The 21,318-nt window shown below is 62.7% G+C and carries 20 protein-coding genes and 4 tRNA genes; 3 read left to right on the top strand and 21 right to left on the bottom strand.

All coding sequences use genetic code 11. The annotated features are described in order from the left end of the window. Positions 1–9: 9 nt before the first annotated feature. The 13 genes from ruvB to BLT92_RS18625 form a co-directional block, all read right to left on the bottom strand. On the bottom strand, positions 10–1,053 hold the full coding sequence (ruvB, locus tag BLT92_RS18685) for a Holliday junction branch migration DNA helicase RuvB (RefSeq protein ID WP_092108044.1): 1,044 nt from the start codon (positions 1,051–1,053) through the stop codon (positions 10–12). A gap of 35 nt (positions 1,054–1,088) precedes the next feature. Next, entirely contained in the window at positions 1,089–1,685 is a 597-nt protein-coding gene (gene ruvA / locus BLT92_RS18680) for a Holliday junction branch migration protein RuvA (protein ID WP_172802634.1), read from the bottom strand. Between the two features lie 140 nt (positions 1,686–1,825). Continuing rightward, positions 1,826–2,422, bottom strand: a complete 597-nt coding sequence (gene ruvC, locus BLT92_RS18675) for a crossover junction endodeoxyribonuclease RuvC (protein ID WP_092108040.1) — start codon at positions 2,420–2,422, stop codon at positions 1,826–1,828. Beyond that, entirely contained in the window at positions 2,422–3,174 is a 753-nt protein-coding gene (locus BLT92_RS18670) for a YebC/PmpR family DNA-binding transcriptional regulator (protein ID WP_092108038.1), read from the bottom strand. Before BLT92_RS18670 ends, ruvC begins: the two co-directional genes overlap by 1 nt. Positions 3,175–3,216: 42 nt before the next feature. Continuing rightward, positions 3,217–3,696: an NUDIX hydrolase gene (locus BLT92_RS18665; protein ID WP_231938914.1), complete on the bottom strand. Its 480-nt coding sequence runs from the start codon at positions 3,694–3,696 to the stop codon at positions 3,217–3,219. 224 nt (positions 3,697–3,920) lie between these two features. Next, positions 3,921–5,960: an alpha/beta hydrolase family protein gene (locus BLT92_RS18660; protein WP_092108036.1), complete on the bottom strand. Its 2,040-nt coding sequence runs from the start codon at positions 5,958–5,960 to the stop codon at positions 3,921–3,923. Then, entirely contained in the window at positions 5,957–6,556 is a 600-nt protein-coding gene (locus BLT92_RS18655; RefSeq protein WP_092108034.1) for an HIT family protein, read from the bottom strand. Before BLT92_RS18655 ends, BLT92_RS18660 begins: the two co-directional genes overlap by 4 nt. Beyond that, entirely contained in the window at positions 6,553–8,559 is a 2,007-nt protein-coding gene (thrS, locus tag BLT92_RS18650; protein WP_092108032.1) for a threonine--tRNA ligase, read from the bottom strand. The genes BLT92_RS18655 and thrS overlap by 4 nt, the downstream gene beginning before the upstream one ends. A 185-nt stretch (positions 8,560–8,744) precedes the next feature. Beyond that, complete coding sequence (locus BLT92_RS21080; RefSeq protein ID WP_269457374.1) at positions 8,745–10,073, bottom strand: DUF4352 domain-containing protein; 1,329 nt, start codon at positions 10,071–10,073, stop codon at positions 8,745–8,747. Positions 10,074–10,343: 270 nt separating this feature from the next. Continuing rightward, positions 10,344–10,415: transfer RNA gene (locus tag BLT92_RS18640), tRNA-Val, on the bottom strand. Between the two features lie 36 nt (positions 10,416–10,451). Continuing rightward, positions 10,452–10,523 (bottom strand) — tRNA-Val (locus BLT92_RS18635). A 34-nt stretch (positions 10,524–10,557) separates the two neighbouring features. Continuing rightward, positions 10,558–10,628, bottom strand: a tRNA-Cys gene (locus BLT92_RS18630). A 26-nt stretch (positions 10,629–10,654) separates the two neighbouring features. Next, positions 10,655–10,727 (bottom strand) — tRNA-Gly (locus BLT92_RS18625). A gap of 136 nt (positions 10,728–10,863) precedes the next feature. Here BLT92_RS18625 and BLT92_RS18620 point away from each other — a divergent pair. After that, positions 10,864–11,340 (top strand): PGPGW domain-containing protein, encoded by a 477-nt coding sequence (locus tag BLT92_RS18620; RefSeq protein WP_231938913.1) that lies wholly within the window; start codon positions 10,864–10,866, stop codon positions 11,338–11,340. A gap of 37 nt (positions 11,341–11,377) precedes the next feature. Here BLT92_RS18620 and zapE read toward each other — a convergent pair whose 3' ends face one another. The 8 genes from zapE to hrcA all read right to left on the bottom strand — a co-directional run bounded on the left by zapE (position 11,378) and on the right by hrcA (position 19,335). Next, positions 11,378–12,388 carry a cell division protein ZapE gene (gene zapE, locus BLT92_RS18615; protein WP_092108028.1) on the bottom strand — a complete coding sequence of 337 codons (1,011 nt, stop codon included), beginning with the start codon at positions 12,386–12,388 and terminating at the stop codon, positions 11,378–11,380. 118 nt (positions 12,389–12,506) lie between these two features. Continuing rightward, positions 12,507–13,442, bottom strand: a complete 936-nt coding sequence (gene era, locus BLT92_RS18610; RefSeq protein WP_092108026.1) for a GTPase Era — start codon at positions 13,440–13,442, stop codon at positions 12,507–12,509. A gap of 1 nt (position 13,443) precedes the next feature. Further along, entirely contained in the window at positions 13,444–14,697 is a 1,254-nt protein-coding gene (locus BLT92_RS18605; protein ID WP_092108024.1) for a hemolysin family protein, read from the bottom strand. Between the two features lie 3 nt (positions 14,698–14,700). After that, the gene (gene ybeY / locus BLT92_RS18600; protein WP_092108022.1) at positions 14,701–15,189 is read right to left on the bottom strand and encodes an rRNA maturation RNase YbeY; all 489 of its coding nucleotides are present in this window, start codon (positions 15,187–15,189) and stop codon (positions 14,701–14,703) included. Then, positions 15,186–16,127 carry a PhoH family protein gene (locus BLT92_RS18595; protein ID WP_407922892.1) on the bottom strand — a complete coding sequence of 314 codons (942 nt, stop codon included), beginning with the start codon at positions 16,125–16,127 and terminating at the stop codon, positions 15,186–15,188. The genes ybeY and BLT92_RS18595 overlap by 4 nt, the downstream gene beginning before the upstream one ends. Before the next feature lie 139 nt (positions 16,128–16,266). Then, positions 16,267–17,055, bottom strand: a complete 789-nt coding sequence (locus BLT92_RS18590; protein ID WP_092108019.1) for a 16S rRNA (uracil(1498)-N(3))-methyltransferase — start codon at positions 17,053–17,055, stop codon at positions 16,267–16,269. Then, positions 17,052–18,170: a molecular chaperone DnaJ gene (gene dnaJ, locus BLT92_RS18585; RefSeq protein WP_092108017.1), complete on the bottom strand. Its 1,119-nt coding sequence runs from the start codon at positions 18,168–18,170 to the stop codon at positions 17,052–17,054. The genes BLT92_RS18590 and dnaJ overlap by 4 nt, the downstream gene beginning before the upstream one ends. A 94-nt stretch (positions 18,171–18,264) precedes the next feature. Further along, positions 18,265–19,335, bottom strand: a complete 1,071-nt coding sequence (hrcA, locus tag BLT92_RS18580) for a heat-inducible transcriptional repressor HrcA (RefSeq protein WP_092108015.1) — start codon at positions 19,333–19,335, stop codon at positions 18,265–18,267. Positions 19,336–19,475: 140 nt separating this feature from the next. On the opposite strand from hrcA, the gene BLT92_RS18575 reads away from it, so the two are divergent. Together BLT92_RS18575 and BLT92_RS21075 are read left to right on the top strand one after the other, a co-directional pair. Beyond that, the gene (locus tag BLT92_RS18575; protein WP_092108013.1) at positions 19,476–20,339 is read left to right on the top strand and encodes a DUF3097 domain-containing protein; all 864 of its coding nucleotides are present in this window, start codon (positions 19,476–19,478) and stop codon (positions 20,337–20,339) included. A gap of 107 nt (positions 20,340–20,446) precedes the next feature. Continuing rightward, positions 20,447–21,247 carry a DUF4870 domain-containing protein gene (locus tag BLT92_RS21075; RefSeq protein ID WP_092108011.1) on the top strand — a complete coding sequence of 267 codons (801 nt, stop codon included), beginning with the start codon at positions 20,447–20,449 and terminating at the stop codon, positions 21,245–21,247. The last annotated feature ends 71 nt before the right edge of the window (positions 21,248–21,318 follow it).

Below are 21,318 nucleotides of genomic sequence, written 5' to 3'. Positions count from 1 at the left end.
TTGCCCGGATCAGAACTCATAGTTTGCTGGGATCTGCATTCCCAGGTGCTTCCAGGCCGCGGACGTCGCGACCCGACCCCGCGGCGTGCGACTGATCAGTCCTTCTCGCACAAGGTAGGGTTCCGATACGGTTTCGACGGTATCGGCCTCTTCTCCGACGGACACTGCAATGGTTCCGAGACCGACCGGCCCTCCGGCGAAGCGTTTGCACAGCACTTGCAGCACAGAACGGTCAAGACGATCCAGGCCGAGTTCGTCGACTTCGTAGACCGTGAGCGCAGCGAGTGCTGCGGCTTCGTCGATGACGCCCGTGCCGCGTACCTGCGCCCAGTCTCTGACCCTGCGCAGAAGCCGGTTCGCAACGCGCGGAGTTCCGCGAGAGCGGGTAGAGATCTCTTTCAGGCCCGCAAGGTCTGCTTCGATTCCGAGCATGTGCGCCGACCGTTTCAGAACGGTCAGGAGATCGCTGCTGGAGTAGAAGTCCAGGAGTCCGGTGAAGCCGAAACGGTCTCGCAGAGGGGCAGGAAGGAGCCCGGAGCGAGTTGTCGCTCCGACCAGCGTGAAATGGGGAAGGTCCAGTGGGATTGCTGTGGCACCGGGTCCCTTGCCGACGATGACGTCGACACGGAAATCCTCCATCGCGACATAGAGCATCTCCTCGGCGGCGCGAGCCATCCGATGGATCTCGTCGACGAATAGGACTTCGCCTTCCTCCAGGGAGGAGAGGATCGCTGCAAGATCCCCCGCGTGCTGCACTGCCGGACCGGACGTCACGCGCAGACTGGACTGCATCTCATGCGCGATGATCATTGCCAGGGTCGTCTTGCCCAGTCCGGGAGGTCCAGAGAGCAGCACGTGGTCAGGGGCCCTGTGTCGCGCCTTCGCAGCATCGAGGACCAGTGAAAGCTGCTCGCGGACCTGTGGCTGGCCGATGAAGTCCTGGAGGCCCTTGGGTCTAAGGGCGGCTTCCGCGTCCTGTTCAGCTGTTTCGGCGCGGCCCGAGACCAAGCGTTCCTCTTCGGCACCCGTCAGGTTCTGATCGCCGAAGTCCATTTCGTAGGAGGCGTTCCCGCCGTCAGAAGAACTCGTCACTTCCTGGCACCCAGAACCTTGAGAGCGGCCTTCAGCAGCGTCGATGTGCCAGCATTCTGGCCGAGATCCTTGACCACTTCCTGCACGACGTCAGCGGCTTGAGCCTCTTTCCATCCAAGACCGACCAGCGCATCGACGACCTGCTGATTCGCCCCACCGAACGACAGCTGCGGCCCCGGCTCAGATGCGGCGAGCTTCGGCAGTTTGTTCTCGAGTTCGAGGATGATTCGGGAAGCGCCCTTCTTGCCGATACCCGGGACGCGAGTCAGCGCATTGGCATCCTGATTTGAAATCGCGGCAGCGAGTTCGTCCGGCCCCATCACCGACAGAATCGCCATCGCCAATCGTGGACCGATTCCGGAGATCGACAGCAGAACCTCGAAGGTATGGTTTTCGTCTTCGGTCCCGAAACCGAACAGGGTCATGGAGTCTTCACGGACGACCAGGGTGGTCACGAGTTCGATATCCGCACCGTGACGAGTGCTTGAAAGGGTATCCGGTGTGACGTTGACTTTGCGTCCGACACCATAGGTGAGAATGACGAGGTGGTCAGCTGCGATGCGATGGACCGTACCGCTGAGAAAACTGATCACGGTCTGCCTTTCAAGTGGGAACACATGTACGAATCCAGGCTATCAGCTCGTGTCGGAGCGCCCGACTCGACATACCGACGATACCAAGGCTCAGTCCCGTCGCGGTGATGTCGCCGGCCAGCCGGCAGATGCGAGCATGCCTACTTAGCGTTGCGAAGGGCCTTGGCCCACTGCTCCTGTGCCTTCGTCAGACCTGTGCCTTGGCGTCCGCCGCTCTTGCGTTCATTCAGGTCTTTGTTCGCACCGGGGGTCGACTGTGCACTGAGTGCTCCGCGCCACGAGTGGCAGATCGCAATCGCCAGGGCGTCGGCCGCATCCGCTGGTTTCGGCGGCGCGTCGAGCTCGAGTATCCGGGTCACCATGTTCGTGACCTGTTTCTTGTCTGCTCGTCCCGAGCCGGTGATGGCGGCTTTGACCTCTGAGGGGGTGTGCATCGCCACCGGCAGTCCGCGCCTGGCGGCAAGTCCCATGGTCAGGCCGGAGACCTGGGCGGTGCCCATGATCGTGGAGACGTCGTTGCGGGCGAATACGCGCTCGATCGCCACGACATCGGGACGATAGGTGTCCATCCAGCTGTCGAACGCCTCGGCGAGGGCGCCCAGACGCAGGTCCACCGAGTCCGTGGACGGTGTCCGCAGCACGTCGACGGAGATCATTCTGGCCTTGCGGGCGGACAGGGTGTCGATGACACCGAGCCCGCACCGGGTCAGACCGGGATCAACACCGAGGATTCTCATCAGGAATCAAGTTCGGCGAGAACCTCGTCACTGACGTCAGCGTTCGAGTAGACATTCTGAACCTCATCACTGTCTTCGAGCGCATCGATGAGGTTGAAGACCTTGCTGGCAGTGTCCGCATCCAAGCTGACTTCGATTCCGGGTACGAAGGATGCCTCTGCCGAGTCGTAGTCGATGCCTGCATCGACGAGTGCAGTGCGCACGTCCACCAGGTCGGTTGCCTCACAGATGATCTCAAAGGTCTCGCCCTCGTCCTTGACCTCTTCAGCACCGGCGTCCAGGGTGGCCATGACGATCGAGTCCTCATCGGTCCCTTCTGCGGGAACGATGATGACACCCTTGCGGTTGAAGTTGTACGTCACCGATCCGGGGTCTGCCATGGTGCCGCCGTTGCGTGTGACGGCCACACGGACCTCTGAGGCTGCACGGTTGCGGTTGTCGGTCAGACACTCGATGAGCAGGGCCACACCGCCGGCTGCGTAGCCCTCGTACAGGATGTTCTCGTAGTTCACGGCGGAACCGTCGAGGCCACCGCCGCGCTTGACCGCACGGGTGATGTTGTCGGCGGGAACCGAGTTCTTCTTCGCCTTCTGAACGGCGTCGAACAGCGTCGGGTTGCCTTCGAGATCAGCCCCACCGTTGCGAGCGGCAACCTCGATGTTCTTGATCAGCTTGGCGAAGAGCTTGGCCCGCTTCGAATCGATGGCGGCCTTTTTGTGTTTAGTCGTTGCCCACTTGGAATGACCTGACACTGGTGTTCCTTCCTATAGATACAGCCCCTAGAGTCTATACGCTCAGTCGATGACGAGGGGCACGTCGGGCACAGAGCCCGCCGTGACGAGATCCATGAGGTTGAGCAGATCCTTCGGATAGATCGTCTCGGTCGTGGCCATCAGCTCTTCGCGGGACCACCACCGGAATTCGAGCAGGCTGCGCTTCTCGATGTCCGTCCAGACAGCGTCCTCGAGTTCGATGTCCTCATTCGTGCGGAATGCGAAGTAGGTCTCGTGCTGATGCAGCGATTTCTCCGTGAATTCGAAGACTTCGTCGCGAGTCGCCAACGGGCCGATGAGTTCGCCGGGTTCGCATTCCAGTCCGGTCTCCTCGGCGAGTTCACGGGCCGCGGTCTGAGCCGCCGACTCACCCAGCTCGGAACCGCCGCCGCACGTCATCCACCACTGGTGCGTGGGCGTGAGCAGGTCACGCGCTCGAATCAGGAGAACCTCGTCGCGCTCATTGAGTAATACGACCCGTGAGGCTTTACGAGGTTTCATGGTTCTCCAGGAGTTGACGATGGACGGACGCAGTTTGTGCAGAATAGTGAAGCGGCAAGCAATCGGCAAGACCGCAATCGTCACCGACAGAACAATATCGGGAAGTGCCCAAGCGACCAAGCCGGTGGGATGCACTGTGACGAATCACCGACCGGCGCCGAGATCTGGCCCGGGTCAGGTGGGGCAGGGTGAACGCCTCGGAGGCGGATGAGCTGGTCATCGGTTCAGCGGATCCCCGAGGTGGTCGGATCGTCGAGATTCGCATCGACGTCCCCGCCCAGATGCTGATCCCACCAGTCGAGCATCGCTTCGAAGCGCTGCCGACGATGCCGAGGCTGGCCCGAACGGGACAGCTCGTGGTTCTCCCCCGGGAAGATGAGCAGCTCGGTGTCCACACCGGCCCGCTGCAGTGCGGCATAGTACTGCTGAGCCTGTTCGAGCGGACAGCGGAAGTCGAGTTCCGAATGCATCACCAGGCTGGGTGTGCGCACCTGCGAGGCGTGCGCCAACGGGGACTGCTGGGCAATGGCCTGCCGGTCACGTGTGGTGTATTCCTCAGTGAAGAACCGGCCGATATCGGAGGTGCCGACGAAGCTGTCGGGATCGAGGTAGCCGCGTTCGACGATCGCCGCCCGGAAACGATGATCATTGGCCGTGATCATCGCAGTGAGATAACCACCGTAGGAACCGCCTTGGACGCCGAGGCGGCTGGGGTCGAGCTGGGAATCGCCGGCCAGCGCGTGGTCGAGCACCGCGAGGACGTCGGCCATCGCCGGGGCCGCCATGTTCCCCTGCACCGCAGTCCCCCATGCACGGGTGCGGCCGCCGGAGCCTCTCGGGTTCGCGTAGACCACGGCATATCCCGCCGAGGTGAGCACCTGGGTTTCGTCGAACCACCCGTGCGTGTACTGGGCAAACGGCCCACCGTGGATATTGAGGATGACGGGGAACGGTCCCTGACCAGTCGGCTTCGCCACCCACCCGGTGATGGACCCACCCTCACCGTCGACGCGGAGGAGCTGCGGGAGGACGGAATTCGCGGGCGCCGGATGAGCCCTGACCGTCGCGCCGTCCGTGACTGCGGCGCCACTGTCCGTGACTGGCGCGCCGCTGTCGGAGATCCGGACCCGGTTGAGGACGGCAGGGTTCGTGGGCGTCTCCCCTGTCCAGACGAGGCTGCCCCCGTCGACGTCGAAGCCGTTGACGACGGCCGTGTCGTCGGTGAGGAAATCCAGTTCGCCCAGCACACGGTTCTCAGCCGCCAGGTCGATCGAAATGATCCGACAGGCACCATCCGTGTCCACCGCAGCGATGACACAAGCATCGGCCAGGACTGAGCCGTCGATGCCGTGGCCGACGATTTGAGGCCGGATCGAGGCGACCGCGACGGTCTCCGGGTCGGTCAGGCGCCGTGTCGTGCCCTGAGTCGTATCGTGGACGAAGAGTCCCGGCATCTGCCCGACGAAGTCGAGTTCGTCCCGGGTCAGTTCGTTGCCGACGAGCAGCACTGTCTCGTCGTCGATCCATCGGTGCAGGTTCACGCTCATCCGCGGCAGCGTCAGGGCCTCCGGACTCGAGCCGCCAAGCACCCACACGGTCGAGCGCAGGTCGGGCTCACCCTGGTCGGGTGCGAGTGAGGAGATCACACTGACCCGGTCTCCACTCGGCGAGAACTGGGGGTCGCGGACATCGGACTCCGGGGTCTCCAGGAGCGTCGACAACGGAACTTCGGCACCTCCGGTGATGCCGGATTTCCCGAGTCCGGGTTCGACGAGATCGACGAGGAAGGCCCGTGCCGGACGGTCATTCGTGTACCCGAGCCCATTGCTGAGATAGGCCGCCGAGGTGATTCGCCGTGGCGCTTCCTCACCGGCGGGAATGTCGTCGTCCTGGCCGTAGCGTCCCGGCTCGGCCACCCGTGCGACATAGAGCGCCCGTGCGCCTGCGTCATCGAGCGCGAACTCGGAGACGCCGAGGTGATTGTCCGTGATCCGATGAGCCGTTTCGAGGCAGGAGCCGACGTACAGTTGCCCGGACTCCTTCTTACCTGCGCTGAGGTAGCCGGACCAACTGCTGTGAACTTCGGGGGCAGAGTCCCGCCAATTGTGGGTCAGCCGCCTTGAGGACTCCCCCGACAGCGCGAACAGCTGCGAGAGGTAGCTGTTGGACTCCAGGTCGGGGCGGGTGATCGTGATGACGGCTTCGCTGCCGCGCAGCAGTGGGGAGGAGTATTCGGCGAGGGAGTCGAGATCTTCGGGATTCATCTGTTCCATTCCTTTGACAGCGCTGCCTGCACATCGGCGTGCACCTGCGGCAGAGCTTTGGTCTGTGCCACGACGGGGAGGAAGTTCGAGTCCCCACCCCATCTGGGCACAATGTGCTGATGCAGGTGCGCGGCGATTCCGGCACCTGCAACGGGTCCTTGGTTCATTCCCAGGTTGAATCCGTCCGGGGATGAGACGGCGCGGATCACGGTCATCGCCTTCTGCGAAAAACGCGCGAGTTCCGCTGTCTCCGATTCACTGAGGTCCGTGTAGTCCGCGACGTGCCGGTAGGGGCAGATGAGGAGGTGGCCCGGGTTGTACGGGTACAGGTTGAGCACCGCGTACACCTCGTCACCGCGGGCGACGATCAGGCCCTGTTCATCGGACTTCGTCGGTGCGCTGCAGAACGGGCACTCGGAGATTCCCGAATCCTTGGGCTTGTCCTGTCCCCCGATGTAGACCATCCGATGCGGTGTCCACAGCCTCTGGAAGCCATCGGGCTCACCCGGAAAGCCCGCAGCCGCCTCGGGCTCGGGCATGCCTCCGAAATGATCGGAGCCGCCCTCGCCGAGGTGGTTGTGTGGGTCCTGGGTCATACCTGGGCCTTGGTTTCGACGGATTCGACGATCCTGGTGACAGCCTCGGCGACCGATACGCCGTTGTCCTGCTCACCGTTGCGGAAACGGAACGACACGGCGCCGGCGTCGCGGTCTTCTCCACCGGCGATGAGCACGAAGGGAACCTTCGACTTCGAGGCATTCCGGATCTTCTTCGGGAACCGATCGTCACTGTCGTCGATCTCGACGCGAACGCCGGCAGCCTTGAGCTGAGCTGCCACCTCGGCGAGGTAGTCGTTGAACTCCTCGGCCACCGGGATGCAGGTGACCTGGACCGGAGCCAGCCAGACGGGGAATGCGCCCGCATAGTGTTCGATGAGCACACCCATGAACCGTTCGATGGATCCGAACTTCGCCGAGTGGATCATCACCGGCTGTTTGCGCGTACCGTCGGCGGCCTGATATTCCAGACCGAAGCGCTCCGGCTGGTTGAAGTCGAGCTGCACGGTCGACATCTGCCAGGTCCGGCCGATGGCATCGCGGGCCTGGACGGAGACCTTGGGTCCGTAGAACGCGGCTCCGCCGGGATCGGGGACGAGTTCGAGGCCGGTCTCCAACGCGACCTCTTCGAGGACCTGCGTGGCTTCGGCCCACTGCTCGTCCGAGCCGATGAACTTGTCCTTCTTCTTCCCCTCTTCATCGCGAGTCGAGAGTTCGAGGTAGAAGTCGTCGAGTCCGAAGTCACGCAGCAGGCTGAGGACGAATTCGAGCAGGTGACGGATCTCCTTCCCGGCGTCCTCCTGCGCCACGTAGGAGTGGGAGTCATCCTGAGTCAGGGCACGCACGCGGGTGAGGCCGTGGACGACTCCGGAGGCCTCGTCACGATAGACGGTGCCGAATTCGAAGAGGCGCAGCGGCAGGTCACGGTACGAACGGCCCCGTGAACGGTAGATGAGGTTGTGCATTGGGCAGTTCATCGCCTTGAGGCGGTATGGGGTGCCCTCCTTGACGATCTCACCGTTCTCGTCGTGGACCTCGTCAACGGAGATCGGCGGAAACATGTTCTCGCCGTAGTACGGCAGGTGCCCGGAGGTGTAGTAGAGAGCCTCCTTCGAGATGTGCGGAGTGCCGACGTACTCGAATCCCTCTTCGATGTGGCGGGCGCGGACGTAGTCCTCCATCTCGCGTTTGATGACTCCGCCCTTGGGGTGGAAGACGGGCAGACCGGAGCCGAGTTCTTCGGGGAAGGAGAACAGGTCGAGTTCGGCACCGATCTTGCGGTGGTCGCGGCGCTCTGCCTCTGCGAGACGGTCCTGGTGGGCCTTGAGGTCCTCTTTCGAAGCCCAGGCCGTGCCGTAGACGCGCTGCAGGCTCGCATTGGCCTGATCTCCGCGCCAATAGGCCGCAGATGAGCGAGTCACGGCGAACCCGTTGCCGATCAGTTTGGTGGTGGGCAGGTGCGGGCCACGGCAGAGGTCCTGCCAGACGACTTCACCCTTGCGGTCGACGTTCTCGTAGACGGTGAGCTCGCCGGTGCCGACCTCGACGGAGGCCGAATCGTCGGAGCCTGCGCCCTTGTCCGTGATGAGCTCGAGCTTGTACGGCTCGTTGGCCATGCGCGCCTTCGCCTCGCCCTCGGTGACGACGACACGGTTGAAGGTCTGGCCGGCCTTGACGATCTGGGCAGACTTCTTCTGAATCGCTTTGAGGTCCTCAGGGGTGAAGGGCTCGGCCACGTCGAAGTCGAAGTAGTAGCCGTCGGTGATGTAGGGGCCGATACCCAGCTTCGCTTCGGGGAAGAGGTCCTGGACGGCCTGAGCAGTAACGTGCGCGGCCGAGTGGCGCAAGATGTCGAGGCCTGCCGGGGAATCAATGGAGATCGGTGCGATCTGGTCACCTGCGGCGAGTTCGCGGCTGAGGTCGACAGGCTGTCCGTCGAGCCACATTGCAACGACCGTGCGGTCCGTGGAGAAGATCTCCGTGCCGGTCAGTCCCTGTTTCCAAGGAATGGTCTCTCCCGCGCAGTCAATGCTGTCTGCCACTGATCTTCTCCGTTCGTCTGTGTTGGGGTGCCTCGCACCTCGAGTCTAATACCAATTCGGCGGTGCGAAATCAGTTGGGTGGCAGTCATACGACTGCCACCCAACTGCTGAATTATACGCAAATGTCGATGCTTGCGCTGTTACCGGTTATGTCTGTCGGGATCGGAGCATCGTCCCGAGTTGCATCACGCGGCCTTGCTGAATTCGAAGTTCTTGCCCTTGCCCAGGTCTTCGCCCAGTGCGAGCTTCAGGTGGACCTTGTCGAGTTCAGACGAAGGAACACCATATGCGAGTTGAACGGTCTTCTCGCCGCCGGCAGGAATTGTTGTGTCGAATACGAGGCTGGCCTTGTACTGGTCAGCCTGGAAGACGTCCATATATTCCTTGCCGGCACCATCGGTCGCAGACATCTGAGCGCTGCTCGTATCGATATCGGAGCCGGAAGTGTTCTTCAAAGTCACCGTCACAACAGCGATCTGGCCGTTGGTGTCGTCCGCACCAGACGCCGTGTCGGATGCGGTGGCCGATTTCACGGCGACCGCAGCAGTCAGACCGGTGCCGATCTCGACTCCTCCGGCTTCGACAGGAGGTGCTGCTCCTTCACCGCCGTCAGATGAGCCTGCACCCTGGCTGGGGTCCTGGGCAGGATCGGAAGGATCGGCGACGGGTGCCGCGGACGAGGACTGCGTGTCATTGGCCTCGTCGAACGCACTGATGAACATTCCGCCGAATATCAGGGTCACGATGACCGAGATGATCGAGAACAGGATGGCGACGAAGCTGAGGATCATGCCGGTGATCGTCATACCCTTGTTATTGGCAAGCCCCTTCTTGATCGCGGAGAGACCGACGAACGCGAAGATCAAGCCGGCAGCGCCGAACAGGAACCCGATCCCGAAGAAGAACGACAGCACGATGCCGGCAATGCCGCCGATCAGCGCGAGGATGCCCCAGATGTTCTTCGATGTGTTGTTACCCGAGCCGGCCGAATAGGATCCGTAGCTCGCGTTGGGGTTGGCCGGGATGAACTGGTCCGAAGAACCGTCGGCACCGGCATAGGCCGGTTGCTGGCCGTACTGGTTGGCGTCGTAGCCCTGCGCGTTGGGATCATAGCCCTGACCGTAGCCACCCGGATCCTGGCCGTATGGATTCTGGTCGTATCCCTGAGCGTTGGGGTCATAGCCCTGGCCGTAACCGCCCTGGCTCTGGTCATAGCCCGGAGCACCCCCGACGTTCGGCTGACCGTACTGCGGCTGCGAACCGTAGGGCTGCTGGTTCGGATCGTTCTGCGAACCATACTGGGGTTGAGAACCGTACTGGGGCGGCTGCTGCCCATTGCCCTGGGAACCGTACTGGGGCGGCTGGCCGTCGTTCTGCGAGCCGTACTGGGGTGCGTTGTTCTGGTCACCCGAATAATCTGGCGGATTGGGCGGCTGGCTGTCCGGACCCTGACCGTTGGGGTTCTGATTTCCAGAACCGTTATTCGGTTCGTACGGGTTCTGAGGAGTAGACATGAGTGCTCCGAAGTCTTTGTCGATGGTTACGGTCACTAGCGTACTAGTTAATCTGCCGCATTCCCCATGTCAACGACGTGGCAGTCCTGACACACGGCCGACACATCCAGCCGGGCAAGCGCACCCCGCGTTCGGGTCAGTGGTCAGAAAGTGTGCCCGGTACACGACCGCAGGACACCCTCGTCAACCCGGCGCAGAGACATCCGCGACTGAGATGATGCCGGGAATGAATGCACGAAGCCCCGAGTGAGTCACTCGGGGCTTCTTCCGTGCGCGATACTGGGATCGAACCAGTGACCTCTTCCGTGTCAGGGAAGCGCGCTACCGCTGCGCCAATCGCGCCCTATTCATTTGTTGCACCGGAACACAAGGTCCCTGTGCGCGATACTGGGATCGAACCAGTGACCTCTTCCGTGTGAAGGAAGCGCGCTACCGCTGCGCCAATCGCGCCGACTCACCAACAGCGAACCGCTGGACGAATCCGAGGTGGCGACGGGATTCGAACCCGTGTGAACGGCTTTGCAGGCCGCTGCCTCGCCTCTCGGCCACGCCACCGCCAAGGCAGTGCCATGACGCCTCCGAGCGGATGACGGGATTCGAACCCGCGACCCTCACCTTGGCAAGGTGATGCTCTACCAGCTGAGCCACATCCGCATTTCTCGCTGCCCGGTTTCCCTGGCAACGAGATACAACTCTATACGCAGGTGCCGGTCCATGCAAAATCAGATCGGAGTGATCGTGCTCACACACGCAGATCGAGCTTTCAGACTCATCGACTTATATTGGAGGGGTGAACGACGACCACCATGACGAGCGCCCCAAAGGGTGGCTGTCGCGCCATCACAAACAGGGAGTGCGACCCTGGCGCAAAACACGACTGAGCTTCCTGCGCTGGCGCGCAACGGTCACGACCAACCCGCACACGGCACGTCTCTATCGGTTCATCGTCGGTGGAGTGGGGACGCTCATCGTGATCATCGGTCTGCTGGCCGTACCGCTGCCGGGCCCCGGGTGGCTCACAGTCATCATCGGGCTCTTCGTCATCTCAAGCGAGTTCCGCTGGGCACAGAGGATTCTGCACTTCGTCCGAGTCAACGTCGAGAACTGGACGCATTGGGTCATCGCCCAACCCCTATGGGTGCGCTGGACGATCGGGGCTGTGACTGCGGCATTCGTGGCCGTGATCGTCTGGGCCGTCTTCGCGATCATAGGGCTGCCCGATTGGGTGCCCGAGCTCGAGGTCTTCAAGTACCTCGAGCTGCAATAGCGCCGACGAATCGGCGTCGGCTGATGGGTGGGAGTCTCTACTGCGAGGAGAGCGCAGTCAGACGTGAGAGACATCGCATGTACTTCTTCCGGTAACCGCCGGCCAATGACTCGTCGGTGAAGACCTTGTCCAGAGCCTGTCCCGAGTTGATGATCTGGACATTGCGGTCATAGAGCCGGTCGACGAGAGCAACGAAGCGCAACGCCACTCCCTCGTTGTCGATCGTCGTCACGTCTTCCCACACCGCTGCGTCCAGTCCGTCGACCATGCGGCCGTACCGAGAAGGATGGACGGTGGACAGATGCCGCAGCAGAGTCGGAAAGTCGTCGCGGGCAACGGTGCCGGCGAGTTCGGCAGTTGCGGTATCGAGTTTCTCTGCGGGCACGGGCTCGGCAGGCTCACTCAGCCCGCGATGGCGGTAGTCCTTGCCCTCGATGCGGTAGATGTCGAACTGGTCGGCCAGCGCCTGGATCTCGCGGATGAAGTCCTGTGCGGCGAAGCGGCCCTCCCCCAACGACCCCGGCAGGGTGTTCGAGGTGGCGATGATCTTCACACCTGCGTCGGTCAGTTCCCGCATGAGTCGCGACATGAGCACCGTGTCACCGGGATCGTCGAGTTCGAACTCGTCGACGCAGACGAGTTTCATCTGTGAGAGATCGTCGCGAGCACGGATGAAGCCGAGCGCACCGACGAGGTTCGTGTATTCGACGAAGGTGCCGAAGGTCGCGGGCTTTTCGTTGGCATGCCATGCCGAGGCCAGGAGGTGCGTCTTGCCCACGCCGTAGCCGCCGTCAAGGTAGACGCCTTTGGGTCCGGACTTGCCCCTCGAGAACAGCTTGTCTAGGAACCCCTTCGACGTCGAGGATGCCACGAATTCCTCAAGCTTGTCCCGTGCCTGAGCCTGCGACGGCTCCGAGTCGTCGGTGCGGTAGCTGGCAAAGGACACGTCGTGGAACTGCGGGGGCGGGACAAGACCCGCAATGAGTTCATCGGGTGCGACCTGGGGGGAACGGTCGCTCAGTGCGACCAGAGTCTGCTCGGCATTCACTCGGCCTAGTCTATTGCAGGCAACAGTTCGCCCAGCAACCGCCCGCGACGTGAGAGTCCTCTCAACGGACAATTTCACCCGAGATCGCGGCTGCCGAAATCAGACAGCCGCAACCAGATCAGCTGAAGTCGAAGCCCAGACGCCCCAGCTGCTTCGGGTCACGCTGCCAGTCCTTGGCGATCTTCACGTGCAGGTCGAGGTAGACCTTGGTTCCGAGCAGAGCCTCGATGCCGCGCCTCGATTCGCTTCCAATGGCTTTGAGTCGACTGCCGCCCTTGCCGATGATGATCGCCTTCTGGCTGGAACGCTCGACAAAGAGGTTGACGTGGACGTTCCACAGTGGGTTGTCCTCGCTGCGGCCCTCACGGGGATACATCTCCTCGACCTGCGCGGCCAGGGAGTGCGGAAGTTCGTCGCGGACACCTTCGAGCGCGGCTTCACGGACGAGTTCGGCGATCATCATCTCCTCCGGCTCGTCCGTCAGCTCCCCCTCAGGGTAGAGCGGCGGAGAGACCGGAAGGTGGCCGGTGAGCACGGAGTCGACCGTGTCGACCTGGAATCCGTCGACGGCGGAGACCGGCACCACATCGGCGAAGTCGGCGAGGGCTCCCACGGCCAGCAGAGCCTCGGCGACCTTGTCCTGTGGGACCTTGTCGGTCTTCGTCACCAGGGCCACGATCGGGGTGCGCCCGTCGAGCAGCTCGAGCTGGGAGGCGATGTACCTGTCGCCGGGACCGATGGGTTCATCAGCAGGCAGGCAGAAGCCGATGACGTCGACCTCACTCAAGGTCGAGGCCACGAGATCGTTGAGGCGGCTGCCCAGCAGGGTCCGCGGCTTGTGGAGTCCCGGGGTGTCGACGAGGATCAGCTGGTGATCATCTTTGTGCACAATGCCGCGGATCGTGTGCCGGGTGGTCTGAGGCTTCGCCGAGGTGATCGCCACTTTCTCCCCCACCAGGGCATTCGTCAGTGTTGATTTTCCGGTGTTCGGTCGGCCCACGAAGCAGGCGAAGCCGGCCCGGTAGTCCTCGGGATAGTCCGTGCGAAATTCCATCTCAGTTCTCTTCCTTCGTGACCCTGACGTGGGTGATGCGGTGGCGACGGCCCTGACCCTCCATCGCTTCGATGTTCAGCCCTTCGATCTGTGCGCTCGATCCGTCGATGGGAACGCGGTCGATGAGCTTCGTGAGCAGACCGCCGACGCTGTTGACGTCGTCCTCGTCGATCTTCACATCGAAATAGTCGGCGAAGTCCGAGATCGTCATTCGGGTGCTGATGACGTAAGAGCCATCGTCGACCTCAACGAGTTCGTCATCGTTGGAGTCGTATTCATCCTCGATCTCACCGACGATCTCTTCGACGATGTCCTCGATGGTGACCAGACCGGCAGTTCCGCCGTATTCGTCGACGAGGATCGCCAGATGCGTCGAATCGAGCTGCATCTGCTCCATCAGGTCATCGGCGGGTTTCGTTTCGGGGACGAACAGCACTCCCCGAGCCACGATGTCGACCGGTCGCTCCGCGTCCTCCGGGTGGAGGTGGAGACGTCTGGCGACATCCTTGAGGTAGGCGACCCCGCGAATGTCATCGAGGTCCTCACCGCTGACCGGGATGCGGGAGAACCCGGAACGGAAGAAGAGATTCATGACCTTGGACAGCGGGGTGCCGGAATTGACGGTCACGAGGTCGGTGCGTGGGACCATGACCTCATTCGCCGAGGTGTCCGAGAGGTTGAACACGGATTGGATCATTTCGCGTTCGCCGTCTTCGATGACGTCGGATTCGCTGGCCCTCTCGACGAGGTCGCGCAGCTGATCCGAGGTGACGAAGGGGCCGTCCTTGTACACACGGTCCGGGGTCAGCAGATTGCCGAGGAGGACGAGGATCTTCGTCAGAGGTTTGAGCACCACGAGTGCGGCACCGACGACCCAGCTGAGGTTGAGGCACACGGCCAGAGAACGTCTGCGGCCGATGGTCCGCGGGGACACACCGGCGACGACGAAGACCGCGATCGAGGCGGTGAGGACGGTGAGCACGACCATGAGCGGTCCGACCGAGTAGATCGAGTCATAGGCCAGTGCGATGAAGACGGTCGCCAGCGCTTCGAGGAAGTTGCGGACGAAGATGATGACGTTGATGTTGGTGGGCAGGTCGATGAGGATCTTCTCGACCCGGAACGCAGCCTTCTTGCCCTCGTCCTTCGCATCCTGAATGGCCTGATGGGACACGCTGAGCAGAGCGGCATCGACCGCGGACAGCGTCGCCGAGATCACGAGGCACAGTGCGGCACCGAGGAACAGCCAGAGCACGGCTCAGACCTCTGTGGGTGAGGGAATGTCGGTGCGTCCGTCGTAGCGAGCCGCGAAGAAGGTCAGCAGCAGATGGCGCTGCAGGGCGAACATCTCCTCCTTCTCCTCCGACTGCTGGTGGTCGTAGCCGAGCAGGTGCAGGAACCCGTGGACGGTCAGCAGAAGCACCTCGTCCATCGTCGAATGTCCCGATGATGAGGCCTGGGCGGCGGCCACCTCGGGGCAGACGATGATGTCGCCCATCTGACCCTCGGTGGGAGCATCGGCGCGGCCCTGTGCCAGCTGGTCCATGGGGAAGGACATCACATCGGTGGGACCGTCGAGGTCCATCCAGGTGATGTGGAGCTCCTCCATCGCCTGCACATCAACCATCGTCACCGCCAGTTCCGCTCCGGGGTGCATGTGCAGAGCCTGACCGAGGTATTCGGTCAGCGCCACGACCTCATCCAGGTCGATCGCTTCGTCCGTCTCATTGGAGATCTCGGTATTCATTCGCTGCTTCCCCACAGGTCGTAGGCGTCGACGATCTTCGTCACCAGCGAGTGGCGGACGACGTCCTTGCTGCCCAGGTGGCAGAATTTCAGGTCTTCGATTCCGTTCAGGATATCCTGAACGACGTTGAGACCGCTGCGGGTCTTGCCCGGCAGGTCGATCTGGGAGACGTCACCGGTGACCACCATCCGTGCTCCGAAGCCCAGGCGGGTGAGGAACATCTTCATCTGCTCACCGGTCGTGTTCTGCGCTTCGTCGAGGATGATGAACGCATCGTTGAGGGTGCGTCCGCGCATATAGGCCAACGGAGCCACCTCGATGGTTCCCGTTTCGATGAGCAGCGGAATCGACTCGGGGTCGACCATGTCGTGCAGGGCGTCGTAGAGGGGCCGCACATATGGGTCGATCTTCTCGTTGAGGGTACCGGGCAGGTAGCCCAGGCTCTCTCCCGCCTCGACCGCCGGACGGGTGAGGATGATGCGTGAGACCTCTTTGTGCTGGAGGGCGTTAATGGCCATGGCCATGGCCAGATACGTTTTGCCCGTACCCGCGGGACCGATGCCGAAGGTGATCGTGTGGTTGCGGATCGCCTTGACGTAGTCGTGTTGGCCCATCGTCTTCGGACGGATGGACTTGCCACGGGCGGACAGGACGTTCGTGCCCATCACCGCCGAGGCGGCCGTCCCTTCCGAAGACAGCGACGCCACCCGGTCGATCGTCTCGTCGTTGATGCGGTGGCCGGAGGTGTGCAGCTTCTTGAGCTCGCCGATGACGGCGACGAATGCTGCCACGCGCTTCGGATCACCGCTGGCCTGCACCTGGTTGGCGCGCACATGCAGGTCGAGGTCGGTGAAGACGTTCTCGAGCTTCCGCAGGTTCGTCTCACCCGGCCCGAAGAACTCGACCAGATCGATGGAGTCGGGAATCACGAGACGCACTGTGTCCGATGCTGAGTCGTCGGCAGGTGTGTTGTTCACAGAGTTCGTGGGCTGAGTGGAGGTGTCCAGAATGATCCTTAGTGACTATGAGTACGTGTGGGAGTACTGCAATTGTGTGCTTCCATCGTAGTCCGCTTCGTCACCAACGGCCCAATGAATTCTGAGCCATGACGAGGCCGGCCGCTCCGGCCGAAGACGAACGCAGGACCGTGGGGCCCAGAAGCACTGCCTCGGCGCCGATGGCCGTCAATGCGTCGAGCTCGGCGTCGCTGATGCCGCCTTCGGGACCGACGACGAGGACGATGCGGCCAGGGGCCGAAGAATTCGCGGTGGCGGAATCCGCTGCGGCCGAGGCGACGGCGGCAGAGGCCGCCAGCGCCTGCGACAGTTTCCGCTCGGCCGCCTCATGAAGGACGTATACGGTGTCGCTCTCGGCCAAGGTCGCTGCCAGGCCAGTGCCGCGGACGAGGTCGTGACGCAACGGAAAGCGGGAGCGTCGGGCCTGCAGCGATGCCGCCCGCAGAACGTTGTCCCATTTGGCTGCGAGTTTGTCGCGCTTCTTCGCCGGCCAATCGGCGATCGAGCGCTCGGCGGCCCAGGGAACCACCTCGTCGACTCCGATCTCTGTGGCGGCTTCGATCGCCTGCAGATCGCGATCGCCCTTGGCCAGGGCCTGCACCAGGACCAACCTCGGCTGGTCCACTTCGGTGTGTGTCACCTCCGTGACAGCCAGTCCCACTTCGTTCGCTGCCGCGCTCGAGACGGTTCCGCGCACGCGGGTACCGGAGCCGTCGACGACTCCGAGCTCGTCCCCGGGCCCGAGTCTGCGGACTCGGATCGCATGCCCGGCCACGTCCTCACCGAAAGTGAGCACCCGACCGGCGACCGCCTCGGCGGCCCGGGGCGAGAAGAAGACGGGAAGACTCACCGACCGGCGAACTTCTCACGCATGCGCGAGAACATGCCACGGTTCTGGGTGGTGATCTGAGCACGTGGAGTCTCTTCTTCGCGCAGCTTCGCCAACTGGGACAGCAGGTCCTTCTGCGCATCGTCGAGCTTGTCCGGGGTCACCACGTCGACGGTGATGAGCAGATCGCCGCGCGTCTCCGAACGCAGTCGGGTGGCGCCGAGTCCGGGAAGCTTGACGACGGTGCCCGACTGGATGCCGGGTTCGATCGAGAGTTCCTGGGACCCGTCGAAGGTGTCGAAGGGAATTGAGGCGCCGAGCGCGGCTGCGGTCATCGGCACGGAGACGGAGGCGCGCAGGTTGTCACCGTCGCGCTGGAAGACTTCGTGGCGGGCCACCATGACCTCGACGAAGAGATCACCGGCAGGGCCGCCGCCGGGACCCACCTCGCCCTGGGAGGAGAGCTGGATGCGCGTTCCGTCGGAGACTCCGGCGGGGATGCGGATCTTCATGGTCCGCTGTTTGCGCACACGGCCGTCGCCCTGGCAGTTGAGGCAGGGATTCGGGATGACTGTGCCGAAGCCGTGGCAGGAATTGCACGTCTGGTTGGTCACCATCTGGCCGAGCAGTGTTCGGGTCATGCGCTGAACGCTGCCCGCACCATGGCAGAGGGTGCACGTCTCGACGGAAGTGCCCTGCTGGGTTCCGGCACCCGAACAGGTGTCGCAGACCACTGCGGTGGCGACGTCGAGGTCGATGTTGCCACCGAACGCGGCGGTCTCGAGATCGATGTTGACTCCGACGAGGGCGTCCTTGCCGCGCTGTGTGCGCGGCATCGGGCCACCGGCTGAGCCGCCTCCCCCGCCGAAGAAGGTCTCGAAGATGTCGCCGAAGCCGCCGAAGCCGCCACCGGCAGGGAAGCCGCTCTGACCGTTTTCGCCGCCGCCCATGTCATAGTTTCGGCGCTTCTCCGAATCGGAGAGGACGTCGTAGGCGAGGGAAATGGCTTTGAATTCGTCCTCGTGTCCGGGGTTCACATCTGGGTGATACTTCCGGGCCAGCTTTCGGTAGGACGATTTGATTTCAGCCGCCGAAGCGTCTTTGGACACTCCGAGTGTTTCATAGTGATCGGCCACAGAAACTTCTCTCTCCCTGGTGGTTTGCGTTGTCGTGCCTGTTCGCACTGTGGTGATTGTACGAGCTGCGCTGCTTGCTGTCGTGCCGGTGCATCTATCCCTGTTCGAGGACCGAGGAGACGTACTTCGCCACGGCCCGCACAGCTGAGATCGTGGTCGGATAGTCCATTCGGGTCGGCCCGAGCACAGCCAAACGCGCGGAGGACCCCGCGTCATGACCATATTCGGCGGCCACGAGGGATGTCGAGCTGAATGACTCGTGAGTATTCTCACGACCGATCCGCACGCTGATCTCCTCTCGATCCTCAGCCATCGACGTCAGCAGCTTGAGCAGCACCACCTGCTCTTCGAAGGCTTCGAGGATCGGAGCCATCTTCTCACCGAACTCACTGCCGGAGCGAGCCAGGTTCGCTGTGCCCGCCATGATGATGCGCTCTTCACGCGTCGCCATGACGAGATCGGTGACGGCGGAGCGGACTTGTGTCAGCGCCGCGTCGACGTCGGCCCCGACAGGGCCGAGCTCCGCAGCGGGTTCGGTCGAAGCACCGTTCATGTGCCCAGCTGCGGTTCTCGGCGCGATGGTACTCACCACCCGCGACAGTTTCTGGCCGGCGAATTCGGTGTTGACCTCATCGCGGATTCCGCGCAGTGCCTCGTCGTCAACGGTGCCCGGCGTGATCACGATCTTCTGTTCGACCTGACCTGCGTCGGTGATGAGGACGACAAGGATCCGGTTGGGCCCCAGGCCCACGACCTCGATGTGCTTGATCGTGGCCCGGGACACGGTCGGGTACTGGATCAGCGCCACCTGGTGGGTCAGGCCGGAGAGTACGCGCACCGTGCGATCGAGCATGTCGTCAAGATCCCCGTGGCTGTCGATGAGCTGGAGGATCGCGCGCCGTTCAGCGTGCGTGAGCGGTTTGAAGTCGTCGATGCGGTCGACGAACATCCGATACCCGAGGTCGGTCGGGATGCGACCGGCCGAGGTGTGGGGCTGTGCAATGTAGCCCTCCTGCTCGAGGTGGGCCATATCGTTGCGGATCGTGGCCGGGGAGACGCCCAGCGTGTGGCGCTGCACGATGGCCTTCGACCCGACAGGTTCATTGGTGGCGACGAAGTCTTCGACGATCGCACGCAGAACCTGTGCTCGCCTGCTGTCGTTCATTCGTCTCCTCCCTGTGCTCGACCTGCATTTGGCACTCAACTCGTTTGAGTGCCAATTCTACGCCTCTTGGTTTCCGAATTCACTTTCGGCCCTGCCCCAGCGGGTCATCGCCCATTGCGCCGAGACCTTGATTAGGGTGGTTGTCCGTGAATACCTTTGATCGCTACGGGTCCGATGTGTTGGCGGGCTCCTCGCCCTCGTCGCACCGGCCCAAGAAGTCCACACCCGTCGAACTGGGTCTCGGAATGGTCCTCGAAGACGCGATGAGCGGATACGTCGGTGCCGTCGTCGGTGCCGAGAAGACCGCCGCGGGGGTCGTCGTCAATCTCGAGGACCGCACGGGCAAAGTCCGTGCGTTCCCGCTGGGACCCGGCTTTCTGCTCGAGGGCAACCCCGTCGATATCAGACTGCCGGCCAAGCAGAAGTCGGCTCCAGGGCGCACGGCTTCAGGGTCGCGGGCGGTCGCCGGCGCGAAGGCGCGGGTGGCCCGAGGGTCTCGCATCTGGGTCGAGGGCAAACATGATGCGGAGCTGGTGGAGAAGATCTGGGGGGACGATCTGCGCATCGAGGGCGTTGTCGTCGAACCGCTGGGCGGTCTGGACGACGTCGCCGACAAGCTCGCCGCCTTCGGTCCGGACAAGGACCACCGTGTCGGTGTTCTCGCCGACCACCTCGTGTCCGGCACGAAAGAATCCAAGATCGCCGAGGCGGTGCGTGCCGATCCGCGCTACCGCGACGTCGTGCACATCATCGGCCACCCCTATGTCGACATCTGGCAGGCGGTCAAGCCCCATATCGTCGGCATCAGGCAATGGCCCGTCGTCCCCCGGGGCGAAGATTGGAAGACGGGAATCCTGGCGCGCATCGGTTGGCCGCATGCCGATCACAGGGACGTGGCCAGAGCTTGGGTGCGCATTCTGGGCAAGGTCAGCACCATCGCCGATGTCGAACCCACCCTGTCGGGTCGGGTCGAAGAGCTCATCGACTTCGTCACGGTCGGCTGAGGCTGTCGACGATTGTGATCGATCTGCTACAGGATTAGGGCTTTCCTCAATTCGGCCTGATGGCCTTTCTACTAAGGTGAATACTCAGAAGCTCTGAAAGGACCCGCATGTCTTATAACCCCCAGATGCCCAATAACGGCTCTGATCAGTCGCGTCCCATGCCACCGAACTATTCTCAGGCCTCTGGACCACAACAGCCATACAGCCAGCAGAACTACGGCTCCCAGCAGCCGGGTCAGCAGAACTACGGCTCCCAGCCGAGTCAGGATCCCCAACAGGATTTCGGTTCGCAGCAGCCGAACCAACAGCCATATGGCTCTCAGCAAGGCTATGGCTCCCAGCCGGGTTATGGTTCGCAGCCGGGCTACGGTTCTCAGCAGCAACCCCAGTACGGTCAGCAGCAGTACTCCCAACAGCAGTACCCGCAGCAGCCCTACGGTCAGCAGCCCCACAGCTACGGTCAGGCGCAACCTGTCGGCAATCCGGCCATGTTCGATTCGCGGATGCTGCCGGAGAACGCCTATGGACCCGGCTCCGAGATGTTCTGGCAGGCCAGCGAGAACGAAAGAACCACGGTCCTGTGGACACACATCGGTTCGATCGTCGTCTGGTTCCTCCCTCTCATCATGTTCCTCGTGAAGAAGGATGAGTCGCCGTACGTGCGCGAACATTCCCGGCAGGGACTGAACGCGATGATCACGAATTGGATCGCCACCTTCGCAGCCGCCATCGTCTTCATGGTCATCGCCTTCGTCCTCGCCATCGTCACCTTCGGTCTCGGCTTCTTCGTCTATTTCTTGGCGTTCCTCGTCCCACTCGTCTACACGGTGCTCTACATCATCGCCGCCGTGGCCGGGAGCAAGGGCGAGGGCTATAAGTTCCCGCTCGTCTTCGACTTCGTGAAGTGATCGGGTCCACCCCATAAGCTGAGCGTCGTTTCAGCATGAAGGAGCCGCTGCCATCGATTTCGATGACAGCG

Origin of the sequence: Brevibacterium picturae (assembly GCF_900105045.1) — a bacterium.
Classification (GTDB): Bacteria; Actinomycetota; Actinomycetes; order Actinomycetales; family Brevibacteriaceae; genus Brevibacterium; species Brevibacterium picturae.
Note: the sequence above shows the minus strand (reverse complement) of the source record. Positions and strands in the feature narration are given on the sequence as shown.

Excerpts from the sequence above, each read along its gene's own strand:
- ruvB (WP_092108044.1), bottom strand. The coding sequence starts at position 1,053 with ATGGACTTCGGCGATCAGAACCTGACGGGTGCCGAAGAGGAACGCTTG.
- ruvC (WP_092108040.1), bottom strand. The coding sequence starts at position 2,422 with ATGAGAATCCTCGGTGTTGATCCCGGTCTGACCCGGTGCGGGCTCGGT.
- BLT92_RS18665 (WP_231938914.1), bottom strand. The coding sequence starts at position 3,696 with ATGAAACCTCGTAAAGCCTCACGGGTCGTATTACTCAATGAGCGCGAC.
- BLT92_RS18660 (WP_092108036.1), bottom strand. The coding sequence starts at position 5,960 with ATGAATCCCGAAGATCTCGACTCCCTCGCCGAATACTCCTCCCCACTG.
- BLT92_RS18655 (WP_092108034.1), bottom strand. The coding sequence starts at position 6,556 with ATGACCCAGGACCCACACAACCACCTCGGCGAGGGCGGCTCCGATCAT.
- BLT92_RS21080 (WP_269457374.1), bottom strand. The coding sequence starts at position 10,073 with ATGTCTACTCCTCAGAACCCGTACGAACCGAATAACGGTTCTGGAAAT.
- era (WP_092108026.1), bottom strand. The coding sequence starts at position 13,442 with ATGGAATTTCGCACGGACTATCCCGAGGACTACCGGGCCGGCTTCGCC.
- ybeY (WP_092108022.1), bottom strand. The coding sequence starts at position 15,189 with ATGAATACCGAGATCTCCAATGAGACGGACGAAGCGATCGACCTGGAT.
- hrcA (WP_092108015.1), bottom strand. The coding sequence starts at position 19,335 with ATGAACGACAGCAGGCGAGCACAGGTTCTGCGTGCGATCGTCGAAGAC.
- BLT92_RS21075 (WP_092108011.1), top strand. The coding sequence starts at position 20,447 with ATGTCTTATAACCCCCAGATGCCCAATAACGGCTCTGATCAGTCGCGT.